The sequence below is a fragment of the Gimesia benthica genome, assembly GCF_009720525.1.
Lineage (GTDB): Bacteria > Planctomycetota > Planctomycetia > Planctomycetales > Planctomycetaceae > Gimesia > Gimesia benthica.
The window spans coordinates 121,678-134,665 of the sequence record NZ_CP043930.1 but is presented as its reverse complement, the minus strand read 5'-3'; the positions used below and the strand labels follow the sequence as shown (position 1 = coordinate 134,665).

The window sequence follows — 12,988 nt, the reverse complement described above, 5'->3', positions numbered from 1 at the left end:
AAGGTCATTTCTGATGCGAGTGTTGCCATTCTACAACGCTACTGATCACGCAGGTAATAGGGAGAAATTCGGAAAAATATCTGCATCCCTGTCAACCGTGACCTATGTTTGTAGTGGACCAATCTCTCCCCTAATGAGGTCCATCCTCCCGACTTTGTCCAGTCTGTCAGAATCCGAAATTCTGACATGGGGGAAACATATAATTTCACTGTTAACGAGGCAAGCGATGTTGAAGCGGCACAGCCGTTGGGCATTCAATCAAAAATCGAAGCAGGTGCGTTCCGGAACCACACTGGTGGAACTGGCATTCGTGGCGCCAGTGTTTCTGGTGTTCGTCTACGCAATCTTTGAGTTTGGTTATGCCTACATGATTTCGAATATCATTCAGGAAGCAACGCAGGAAGGGGCCAAGCTGGGGCGCTGCGAAGATGTCACCACGGCCCAGGTCGAAACACGTGTTCGAGATCTGCTTGACACCGTTTTTGACTCAAATCTGGCCACAATTATGGTCAAGAATGCAAGCCAGTTCGACACTCCAGGCGCGGATGTAGAACAGATCAATTTTTCCGAGTTACCTGATCTTGAACTGGCGAATGCGGAGAAAGCACAGCTGTTTATCGTTCGTGTGGAAGTGCCATACAAAGATGTGCGATTGCTCAATTCATTTTTCGTGGACCCGGTAAAAGCAGCTGAGGCAGCTGATAAAGAGAGAAACCTGGTCCTTTCCGGACACAGTGTCAGGCGACACGAGTGATCATCCGGGAAAACATGTCAGCCTGTGGTACGTCACTGCAGGGGGAAGAGACTTCATGAGAACCAACTATATCAGAAAAACCAAATCAAACCGACTGGATTCCGACCGTAGAGGTGTTGCTGCGGTCGAATTTGCCGTTATCGCACCTGTGTTCCTGGCTCTGGTGCTGGGAATGGTAGCCGTCCGGCGCGCTGTACACACCACGACTGTTATGGAAGCCGCCCTGTCCCAGGCAGGACGTCTGGCATCTATGGATGCTGATCTCGATTTACCCTCGGGTACTTCGCTGAACGATAAAATTATTCTGGATGTGCGTAACTTTCTGCGTGCTTCCGGTATCGAAAATGATGAGAGCAATCTGACGATCACGATCACCCACGCTGATGACGCAGATGGTAATGCTCTGGATCCCATGCCTAATCCTCCCAGTTCTGGAGATACTTTTGATTTGAGTGATCCAGACAATCGCAATCGTCTGTTCCGGATTGGAATTGAGATTCCGGAGGGAGCAATGAATTCCAAACTGACCGATATTATGAATCTGGAAGGTTCTATGGCCAAACCCATGACGGGTGATGCGGTGTGGGATCTGATTTTAAATAACGGCACAACAAAGATTGTTAGCGAGTAACAAAAACTAATAGTGATCAGCAGCATTCAGAGATAACAACTTTTAATATCGGGGAGTTAGAGGGGGTAAAATGAAACTGTTTCAACGAGCCAGAAAAGCGAACGTGAATCTACCCGGCGATCAAAGTCGTCGTGGTGCGTTCATGGTGATGGCGGTTCCGTTCCTCGTTGCGACCATGGGCTTCATGGCGTTCGGGATTGATATCGCAGTGATCACAATGACCAAAACGAAAATGCGCAATGCAGTCGAGGCAGCCGCCCTGGCTGCGGCGCAACAGATTACAGATGCCGTTCAGACAACGGCAGACGGTATCACAGAGGGCGGTGATGTGTCGAGCAACGTGCAGGATGCTAATTCAATTGCGGTCGAAGCAGCGAAAGCGATGGCCGAGAAAGTCGCCGGCCTGAATGGCGTGTATGTGGATCCGGAGACCGATGTCAAATTCGGCAAACGGTACCAGGACGCCTCTGGAACTTTTCACATGATCTGGGGGGAAACTGCCAAACCATATAACGTGGTGAAAGTTATTGCCCGTCGTGATAATTCAGAAGAAGGTAAGCCAGACTCCCAGCTGCAACTGTTCTTCGCTGGAATCATGGGAGAAAAGACGGCTTCTATTACCACATCTGCGATCGCCTTCATCGAGGCACGTGATATTGTGCTCGTGCTCGACTACTCCGGTTCGATGAGCTACGACAGTGAATTTGATGCCATGTCCTCGTATCGTCTGGGGAAGTCTGCTGTGGAAGCAAACCTGGATGAAATCTGGAATACACTGGTGGATTCCGGTGCGACCTATTCAAATTCAGCGAAACTCAAATTCCCACCTGAAGGTTACGGAAAGATTAACTCCGCCGAGGGACAGTATATTAGTTCCAGTGACGATGATTACATCTTCTGGGCACTGGGCCTCGATGAGATGGACGCTAATGGCAATTTGAAATACCCCTTCCCACAGGAAGGTAAAAATTACTACGGAAGTCTGAATGGCCAGCCCACAGGTTATTCGAACAAAAACCTGTGGAAGGGTTATATCCGGTGGGTTCGAACAGACGGTGCGGTCAGTAACTACGGTTACCGGAAAAAGTATGGTTACCGCACACTGGTGGGTTACCTGATCGAACGTCGTAAGAAGAATAATCAGTCAGAGGATCTCTGGCGGGCTCCGATTTATCCATTCCACGCGATGAAAAACGGGGTGACACTGTTTAGCCAGTTCCTGGGGGGGCTGGAGTTTGGTGACCACATCGGGCTGGTGACCTATGATGATTCCTCTCGAGTCGAATCAGTTCTCAACGATGACGGTGTTCCGGAATCGGTGAATTTGGGAGATGAACTCATCACCAACAGCTACACTGATATTAATACAATTCAGCGACACAAGCAGGCTTCTCACTATGCTCCCTACACCGGGATGGGTTACGGGATCCGTGATGCCAGAGAATTGCTGAGTTCTCACGGTCGAGCTGGTGCACGTCCTACGATTCTGGTAATGACCGATGGTAACGCTAACCGTTCCCCTTCGGACTGGTCCCTCCCGGGGAACTGGAACTGGGATGACGTGACAGATTTCGATGGCGATGGACAGGCTGATTATCAGACCGGCGATCGTCATAAGCAATATGCTCTCTGGCAGGCTGTGGAAGCGGCCAACCTGGGGTATACCGTGCATACCATGACCGTTGGGGCAGGTGCAGACCGAGACCTGATGCGGGCCATTGCCAAGGCCTGCAACGGGATCAGTATCGATGCTCCCGGTGGTGCGACGATCGAAGAGATGCGATCACAGCTGTTAATCGCCTTTGGTAAGATTGCAGCCAATGTTCCGCCAGCGAAATTACTGGCAGATCCGGAAAGTGATTTCTAAGTCTCAACGATTGTCGAATCATACCTGCTTGGGTTGATTTCTACCTGAGTGAGAAAGAGGTGGTCGAAAGTCGGCCACCTCTTTTCTCGTTTTGATGGGCTGTGAAGCCGCAATATAAAAAAGTAATCAGTCACTGGATTTAGCTTCGATTTAATGACTGACAGAAAGAGTGGAAATCTCCAAAAATTTATTGAAAAAGCAGAAATTCTTATCGACGAAGAATTAGGATCTATTCATAATAGAATATGTATATCATTGCATGCGAGATTTAAGTTTCCGGTAGTTTTCTGTCGGCTTAACTTATCCTTCCACTACTCTCACCCTGTTTGATAACACGCTCTATTTCTGAGAGCCCTTTCAAAACCATTCAGGGGCAATGAGAAGAGATTTACCTCTTTTCACCACCAGAGTTATTTTAACTTAGGTTTGATAAAAGGGGGTTCTGGTTCATGTCCTTCGACAAGTTCCGCGCTTATTCTTTTTCCGGCTTTGCGCTCTGCTCGGTTTTCTTTACGACGCTCATCGATGCAACTCCTTCTCATGCGGATCAAAAGGTCAGCTTTTACCAGCAGGTCCGACCGATTTTGCAGGCTCACTGTGCCGGCTGTCACCATCCACGAAATCCGGAGGGTGATTATGTTGTCACTGAATTCGTCGACCTGTTAAAAGGAGGCGAAAGTGAATCGGCTGCCATCGTTCCGGGCAAGCCGGATGAAAGTTACCTGGTAAAATTGATTACACCTGAGGGTAACGAAGCCGAAATGCCCAAGGCGAAAACGCCGCTGGCTCAGGAGCAGATCACCCTGATCCGTACCTGGATCCAGCAGGGAGCCGTGAATGACTCGCCGGCAAAAGTGGAGTATCGCTTTAATAAAGAAAATCCACCGACTTATTCAGCACCGCCTGTCATTACTTCCCTGGACTATTCTCCCGATGGGAAACTCCTGGCTGTCGCCGGCTTTCATGAGGTCCTTTTGCATAAAGCGGAAGGAGACCAGATTGTCGGTCGTCTGATTGGTAAATCACAGCGGATCGAATCGGTCACCTTCTCTCCTGATGGGAAATTCCTGGCTGTCACGGGGGGAACCCCTGCAGAACGGGGCGAAATCCAGATCTGGGATGTGGCGCAGCAGTCACTCGTCAAGTCGATTCCCCTCACCTACGACACAATCTATGGCGCCAGCTGGTCTCCCGATGGAAAGCTGCTGGCCTTTGGTTGCAGCGATAACACTCTTCGTGCAGTTGAGGTCGCTACCGGTAAAGAAATTCTCTACCAGGGAGCACACTACGACTGGGTGTTGGATACCGTATTTTCTAAAGATGGAAGTCATGTGATTTCTGTCAGCCGGGACCGCACTACCAAACTGACCGAAGTCAAAACACAGCGGTTCATCGATAACATAACATCGATTACTCCCAAAGCACTCACGGGGGATTGGCAGCCATCGATCGCCATCCTACACAGGATACGGTTCTGGTCGGTGGTGCAGACGGGGTTCCCAAGTTGTATCAGGTCTTCCGTCAGTCCAATCGCGTGATTGGCGATGATGCGAATCTGGTGCGGACCTTCCCTGCCCTCAAAGGCCGGATCTTTGGTGTCGACATTCATCCTAACGGCAAACAACTCGTCGCAGTCAGCAGTCTCAATCATACCGGGGAATTGAAAGTCTTTTCCTTCGATATTGCCGAGAAATTTCCTGACAATCTGGTTGCAATCTTAAACAAACGAGTCGCTTCGCGCAGTGCTGCCGAAAAGAAGCAGATTGAAGAGAGCCGCACTCAGAATGTGAAACTGGTCAGTGAAGCCCAGGTGCCTGAATCAGGACTTTATACTGTCTGCTATCATCCTCAGGGGGCCGTGATTGCAGCCGCTGGACAGGATGGCCGGATACGGTTATATGATTCCGCTACTGGAAAACTGAAAAAGTCATTTGTTCCGGTCCCATTAAAGCAGACGCAGCCTCAAATCGCTGCGAAACCCGGATCTGGCAAGACTGAAAATCAAGAGTCTCAACAGAACGAACTCGTTGTGATCGACCTCAATCAGGCGAAACTGCCGAAGGAGACATTCTCGGGGGCCGACCCAATTGTAAAACTGGAAGTACAGCCTGCTCAGGCCACAATCGCTCAGAAGTATGATACAGTCCAGTTTCTCGTAACCGGTCATCTGAAATCCGGGGCCAAAGCAGATTTGACTCGATTGGTAAGTGTCAGTCAGAAAGGGAAACCCATTCTGCACATTTCCGAAACCGGACTGGTGCGTGCTTTGCAGCCTGGAACTGTTGAAGTGAATTTCAGTCTGCAGGGCCAGCAGGTTACTTCGAAAATTCAAGTGCCCCCCTTCTCCGCAGATTACAGTCCGGATTACTGGCGGGATGTGGCACCTGCGTTTACGAAAATGGGATGTAATTCCGGGCTCTGTCACGGTGCTAACAAAGGGAAAGACGGATTCAAACTTTCTCTCCGTGGAACTGATGATCTCTTTGACCTGCGTGCCTTCACGGACGACTTGAAATCACGTCGTGTCAATCTGGCCGCGCCAGAGCAAAGTTTGATTCTGTTGAAAGCGATTGCTGAAGTGCCTCACAAGGGGGGACAGCTGGCCTTGCCCGGGGACGCACACTACCAGATCGTCTCTTCCTGGATCAATAAGGGAACACCTCTGGACCGGGAAGCGGCCCGGGTAGAACGGATCAGGGTCGTGCCTGAGAATCCGGTTGTACCACGCGCCGGTCTGCTGCAGCAGTTCCGTGTCCTGGCCACCTATTCCAATGGAGAAGAACGGGATGTCACCAGTGATGCCTTCATTGACAGCAGTAATATCGAAGTTGCCAAAATGCATCATGGCGGAATTGCTGAAGTCCTGCGTCGAGGCGAAGCGCCACTGCTGGCCCGCTACGAAGGGAAGTATGCAGCCACGACCGTTACTGTCATGGGCGATCGCTCTGAATTTGCCTGGAAGCAGCAACCGGTTTTTAACTACATTGATCAACTCGTCGATCAGAAACTGAAAAAGACAAAAACCCTGCCCTCTCAATTGTGTACCGATGCAGAATTTATCCGGCGGGTTTACATCGATCTGACTGGTCTGCCTCCTACGATTGAAGATGTGAAAACGTTCCTGGCAGACAAACGCGATTCACGCCTCAAACGCAATGAACTGATTGATCGTCTGCTCGGTTCCCCGGAATTTGTAGAACACTGGACTAACAAGTGGGCTGATCTATTGCAGGTCAACCGGAAATATCTGGGCGTTGAAGGGGCAAAGAATTTCCGTGACTGGATTGAAAAATCAGTCTCCGAGAATATGCCTTACGATAAGTTCGCTTACGAAATTCTTTCAGCCAGTGGTTCCAATAAAGCGAATCCTGCTGCATCGTACTTTAAAATCCATCGCACACCTGAAGACACGATGGAAAATACGACACACTTGTTCCTGGCAATTCGCTTCAATTGCAATAAATGTCATGACCATCCCTTCGAACGTTGGACTCAGGATCAGTACTATGAAACCTCGGCATTCTTCGCTCAATTTGGTCTGAAAGCAGCTCCAGAAAGTAAGGGACGAAATATTGGTGGTACCGCCGTTGAAAGTGGTAAGCCCCTGTTCGAGGTCGTGTACGACAAGAACGAAGGGGAAATGATTCATGAACGAACCGGCTTGAAAACACCGCCGAAATTCCCCTACCCTGCTGAGTTCAAAGCCGATCCGAAAGCGGATCTTTCACGGCGTGAAAAACTGGCCCGCTGGATCACCTCTCGGGACAACCAGTACTTCGCCAAGGCTTATGCCAACCGGGTCTGGGGTTACCTGACGGGAACCGGGTTGATTGAGCCGATTGACGACATTCGAGCTGGTAATCCACCTTCCAATCCAGAACTGCTGGATAAACTGACCGAGGATTTCCTGTCTCACGATTTTGACGTACGGCATCTGATGCGCGTGATCTGTCAGTCGCGGACCTATCAGCTGTCTATCGAATCCAACGAATGGAACGAAGATGATAAGATTAATTATTCGCATGCCAAAGCACGTCGCTTGCCAGCAGAGGTACTTTACGATGCTCTCTGTCGAGTGACCGGGTCTGAATCCAATATTCCTGGTGTTCCTGCGGGGACTCGGGCAGCAGAACTTCCCGATGTGGGCTTCAAACTGAAAAGCGACTTCCTGGCCAAGTTCGGTCGTGCTCAGCGTGAAAGTCCCTGTGAATGCGAACGATCTTCGAGTGTTGAACTGGGACCGGTGATGGCTCTGATCAGTGGTCCCACAGTCGGTAATGCGATCAGTGACCCCAATAATGCCTTGAGTAAGCTGGTTCAGCAGGAAAATAATGACTCTTCCTTGGTCGATTCAATCTTTCTGCGGGTATTAAATCGTCCGGCGACTACTGAGGAAAAGCAGGCTGGTGTTAAATTGATTCAACAGCAGATTCAGAATGAACACCAGTCACTGAAGCAGCGTCTGGCGGAATATGAAAAGAGCCTGCCCTCTGAGATCGTTCAGCAGGAAAATCAACGGGTTCAGAATATCAAAGACGCACAAGAGAAAATTGTTTCGTTCCAACAGGCCATCGCCCCCCGCGAAGCCTGGTTGAACAAAGAGCAACAGGCTAGGACAGCACGGTTACAAAATGAGTTGACAGAGTATCAGAAATCCTTGCAATCTCGGATCGCTGCCTGGGAGAAAGAAGAAACCAAAGGTTCCAATTGGGTCGTCATCAAGCCAGACTCATTATCGGCGACCAACGAATCGACCCTGGAAGTACAGCAGGATCAGTCGATCCTGGCCAAAGGTAAAAATGGAAAAGGCGACTATCAGATTGTTGCTCAGACAAATCTGAAAGCGCTCTCTGCAGTTCGCCTGGAAGTACTCACCGATGATTCTCTACCCCAAAAGGGACCGGGACGTTCAGGAGACGGAAACTTCGTTCTCAATGAGTTCGAGGTTTATGCGGCTCCAAAATCGAAACCAGATCAGAAACAGAAGCTGAAACTGTTTAACTCCCAGGCAGATTTCAGCCAGAATACGTATCTGGTTGCGACCGCCATTGATGGTCAGGTCAAGCCATCAGGCGAGGGCTGGGCTGTCTCACCACAGATCGGGAAGTCTCATAAAGCCAGTTTCGACATTCAGTCTCCGTTACCTGCCGATGACCAGGGAGTCATTTTGACCTTTGTCATGAAACAGCACTTTAGCAGTAATACGCATTCTATCGGTCGTTTCCGGCTCTCTGTCACCAATGGGAAAGGACCAACTACGCTCGATCAGCATCCCCAGGATATCCGTAACATTCTGGCGAAACAGGCTGATAAGCGTAACGCTGCAGAGAAAAAGAAACTGCTTGACTATTACAGTAAATCAGACAGCAAACTGCAGTCGATGATCAAAGCAGTTGCGGACAGTAAACAGCCGCGGCCAACCGATCCCAAACTTGTCGAATTACAGCAGCATCTGACAGCGATGCAGAATGTGCGTCCCGTCGATCGCAAATTGACACGTCTGCGTGATGATGTGCAGTTGAGTGCAGAACAGGTCAAACAGAATCGACTGGTTGCTGCCCAGGACCTTACATGGGCGTTAATCAACAGCCCTGCCTTCCTGTTTAATCATTAAGATTTATCAGGACAGCAGTATCGAATACATGCGGATGGATACAATTCAAAAACAGTTCTCTAACAAAAACTGAGGAGACACAGAAATGCTGATCATTCCAGGTCAATCAGGCAAGGAGCCGTGCGAGTCTCGAAGTCAAATTTCCCGTCGTGATCTGCTGCGAGTTGGCGGTTCCAGTATGATGGGCATGGGGCTGGGAACCATGCTCCAGTTACAGGAAGCTGCTGCCAACAGTAATGAAGGCGGAGGCGGCCCCGGCTGGGCGAAAGCCAAAAGTGTCATTCTGATCTTCCTGCAGGGCGGTCCCAGTCATCTGGACCTGTGGGATCCCAAGGAAAACGTTCCCGATAACGTGCGGAGTGTCTTCCAGCCGATTTCGACAAAGCTGCCTGGTGTGCAGTTCACCGAACTCTTGCCGAATCTGGCGCAGCAGAATGACAAGTTCACCATGATTCGCTCCATGAGTTATACTCCCAAGGGGCTGTTCAATCATACTGCCGCCATCTATCAGATGCTGACAGGCTATACCACAGATAAGGTTAGCCCTTCCGGACAGTTGGAACCACCAAGTCCCAAAGACTTCCCGAACTTTGGTTCAAACATTATTCGGATCCAGCCACCACAGGTACCCATGCTGCCGTTCGTGATGCTTCCAAGACCGCTGCAGGAGAGTAATGTGGTCGGGAAAGCCGGGACAGCCGGTTTCCTGGGACGTGCCTATGATCCGTACTATCTCTATCCACCGGGAGACGATATGGATATGAATAAGATGGACCGGATCAGCGTCGATGATCTGAAGTTGCGTCCGGATGTCTACACATCCCGGTTGCAGCGTCGTGCCAGTCTGCGGGATACCATCAACCAGGGTATGCCTCAGCTGAACAAGGCTGTCGAAGATTACAAGCTCGATAAGTACTATTCACGGGCCTTGGATCTGGTCATTTCGGGTCGAGCCCGCGATGCCTTTGCCCTGGATCAGGAGTCTGATGCGGTCCGCGACAAGTACGGGCGCAACACCTTTGGTCAGAGCCTCCTGCTGGCTCGGCGTCTGGTAGAAGCCGGGACACGGGTGGTGGAAGTTGTCTGGCCAAAAGTCGCGAATTCAAATAACCATTCCTGGGACGTCCATACTGGATTGACAAATCGATTGAAGAACCAGTCTGCTCCCATGTTTGACCAGGGACTCGCCAGTCTGATTTCTGACCTGTATGATCGGGGCACACTGGACGAAACACTGGTTGTGGCAGTGGGTGAATTTGGCCGCAGTCCTCAACGCGGTGTCAGTACTTCAGGGAACTCAAACAGTGACGACGGTCGAGATCACTGGCCCTACTGTTACACATCTCTGCTCGCAGGGGCCGGGATGAAACGGGGATATGTTCACGGCGAATCCGATAAGACCGGTTCCAGTCCGCGTAAGGATCCCGTTCATCCACGGGAACTGCTGGCAACGATCTATCATTCGTTCGGAATCAACCCCGAAACCATCGTCTATAATCACCTGAATCAGCCACGCGAACTGGTGAAAGCACAAGCCGTTACCAAACTGATGGGATAAACGGCTAATATAATTTTATCTTGAATCAGGCCTGTCTCTGTATCTCAGAGGCGGGCCTGTTTTCGTTAATAGAGCGCAATTCTAGTCGTCATTTCTGCTGCTGACCCGAAATCAAATCGTCGGTAGGCCAGGTCACTACCTAAGAAAGATTTTAAAAAGAGAAAAACGGGACAAATTATGCTTGAATTAATGAACTCAATCTGGTGTACAATGATTTAACAACGTCAGGGCTGACTTGGACAGAGTTGCAGGTTTTTGAAAAGCCGTGAAATTGATTCATAAACCGGGAACTCAATCCACCCCACATCGATCCTATTTGATGTTCTGACAGATCGCGCCAATTAAAAACTGATTGACTAACCAGACCGTCAGGCCCATTCTCATTTGCAGGATGGATTTTGTTGGATAAAGGTGCGCCCATTATCTGTTTACAGTTCATAAATGATCGATTCACGCTCATCATCGGCTGGCTGATACTGCCAACTCTGCTGCTGATTCCCAGAGAGCTTCCCGGGCAAGTCGCTGTCGAAGTTGGCGTGGCCGAGGCTGCAGTGCAGCCCCCCGAGACGTCCCCGCACAAGATTCCGGGTTTCAGTATTTCTGTCGATGAAAAGAAACTGAATCTGCTGGATGACTTTGAACGCTATGTGCGTCATCAGATGTGGGAAAAAGCACTGACGACGATCAAGGATCTGTCTGCTTCTCAATCCAGTTCCGCCCTGCTCCCGACTCAGGATGGTTTTCTGATTGATGCCAATCAGCGGATCTTTCGAGCCCTGACTTCACTTCCACCAGAAGGGCGAGAAGCATATCGACTCTTCTATGATGGCAAAGCCCGCAAGGAGTTTGCTGAGCTCTCGGAAAAACATCCGCTGTATTCCGCTGATGCCGAAAAGCGGGCAACCGAGATTTATTACCAGTATTTTTTGACATCGATTGGTGATGAAGTCGCTGACCTGCTGGGAAATCAGGCTTTTGAACGGGGAGATTTTCTTCAGGCGGCCGAATACTGGCGCTCGATTCTCGAGCATCATCCTGATACCAGCCTGCCGGAACTGGATTTGAATGTAAAGCATGCGCTGGCGTTGATCCGAGGCGCACGAACAGAACGGGCTGCTGCAGCAATTGAAGTGATCGCGCAACAGTTTCCTGGTCAGAAAGTGACCCTGGGAGGCAATGCCCTTGATCCGGTACCTTATTTGAGGTCTTTACTGCCGCAGCAGAATGTGTCTTCTGTTGCTTCTTCGAAATCCAATGACCCAAAGTCGGTCTCTCAGTCATTCCAGTTACCCGAATCTGATTCTCAACCGCACTGGCAGTTGCATTTTCTGGATCAGAGTGTGGAACAGGCGCTGCAGAATTCTCAATCAGATTATTACGGCCGCAGCAAATCGTATGCAACCTACGTTCCTCCCATAGCCGTTGATCAGCAGCATGCCTATATAAACTACTATGGCGTCTGTTTTGGTCTCGATTTGAAGTCCGGGAAGCTGCTCTGGAGGAACGCTAAGTTCAAGGATCTGGGAAATCATTTAAACAACTATAGTTTTCATCAGTCCAGCCATCTGAATCAGTATCATATTGCCGTGAGTGGAGATTATGTACTCGCGACTCTGATCCCTCAGAAGGAAATGAACCGCTACCGTGCCTGTTTTCGGCTGGTTGCCTATCAGAAAAAGACGGGCAAAGAAGTCTGGCAAACCAGTGTGAATAACGAAAGCTATATCTGTGAACCTCTGGTTGTTGCAGAGCAGATTTATACAATCTCGCACCAGCAAAACAGTAAACAACTCAATTTGAGTTGCCTGTCGTTGAAGACGGGAAAGAAGGAGTGGGGGATTCCCCTGGGATCTGTCGTGGCAGGCAGCTCTACAAACGGGATGGAAGACATGCCCTCTCCCGTGCTCAAACTGAATGGAGAGTCACTTCTGGTACTCACCAATAATGGAGCACTGTTTGATATATCCCTGTCTGGCAGGTCTATCAACTGGGTATTCCGTTATCCCTATCCCATGAATCAGACGACTTCCAATTATTACTATGCAGCTGCCAAAGAGGAAGTACAACTGCATTCCAGAGGGCAGATGTACTGCGATAACAATCTGCTTTATTTTAAAGAAGAAGGGGCCAGCGAGGTCTATGCCCTGGATCTGGCTGCCAAGAAAGTGGTCTGGAAACGCCCCATCAAAGCGGCTGCTCAACTGGTGGGAATTGATGATCAAAATGTCTATCTGCTCTCCAGGGAACTGGAGGCCTTGAATCGCGAAACGAGCCGTCTGAACTGGGCGGTTTCTCTGCCTATCGCGGCAGGAGGCTTGAGTGCCGTCATTGATCCGCAGCACGCCTGGATATTTACCAGCCGGGGAGTCTTCGAGATTTCAAAATCAAATGGGGATATTCTTGATATCTATCGAGGGCACGATCTGAGTTCGTTGGGAGGGACGATCAGACTGAAACAGGGATTAATGCTTTGTATTTCCAATCAGGCTGTGACCGCATACCCCTCCACTCCCGCTGGAAAACAGAAGTCAAAAGAAACACCAACATCAGAACCTTAATCAGAT

The 12,988-nt window shown here is 49.8% G+C and carries 7 protein-coding genes; all 7 read left to right on the top strand.

All coding sequences use genetic code 11. The annotated features are described in order from the left end of the window. The first annotated feature begins 226 nt into the window (after positions 1–226). Positions 227–754, top strand: coding sequence for a TadE/TadG family type IV pilus assembly protein (locus F1728_RS00630; RefSeq protein ID WP_194242622.1), 528 nt, complete (start codon positions 227–229; stop codon positions 752–754). A 55-nt stretch (positions 755–809) separates the two neighbouring features. Then, entirely contained in the window at positions 810–1,385 is a 576-nt protein-coding gene (locus F1728_RS00625; RefSeq protein ID WP_155362456.1) for a TadE/TadG family type IV pilus assembly protein, read from the top strand. A 70-nt stretch (positions 1,386–1,455) separates the two neighbouring features. After that, entirely contained in the window at positions 1,456–3,252 is a 1,797-nt protein-coding gene (locus F1728_RS00620; protein ID WP_155362455.1) for a vWA domain-containing protein, read from the top strand. 449 nt (positions 3,253–3,701) lie between these two features. Beyond that, positions 3,702–4,790 carry a WD40 domain-containing protein gene (locus tag F1728_RS00615; protein ID WP_155362454.1) on the top strand — a complete coding sequence of 363 codons (1,089 nt, stop codon included), beginning with the start codon at positions 3,702–3,704 and terminating at the stop codon, positions 4,788–4,790. Beyond that, entirely contained in the window at positions 4,688–8,866 is a 4,179-nt protein-coding gene (locus F1728_RS00610; RefSeq protein WP_155362453.1) for a DUF1549 domain-containing protein, read from the top strand. The genes F1728_RS00615 and F1728_RS00610 overlap by 103 nt, the downstream gene beginning before the upstream one ends. Before the next feature lie 85 nt (positions 8,867–8,951). Beyond that, a complete protein-coding gene (locus F1728_RS00605; RefSeq protein ID WP_155362452.1) occupies positions 8,952–10,424 on the top strand; it encodes a DUF1501 domain-containing protein in 1,473 nt (490 codons plus the stop codon). A gap of 401 nt (positions 10,425–10,825) precedes the next feature. Further along, positions 10,826–12,982 carry an outer membrane protein assembly factor BamB family protein gene (locus tag F1728_RS00600; RefSeq protein ID WP_155362451.1) on the top strand — a complete coding sequence of 719 codons (2,157 nt, stop codon included), beginning with the start codon at positions 10,826–10,828 and terminating at the stop codon, positions 12,980–12,982. Positions 12,983–12,988: the final 6 nt, after the last annotated feature.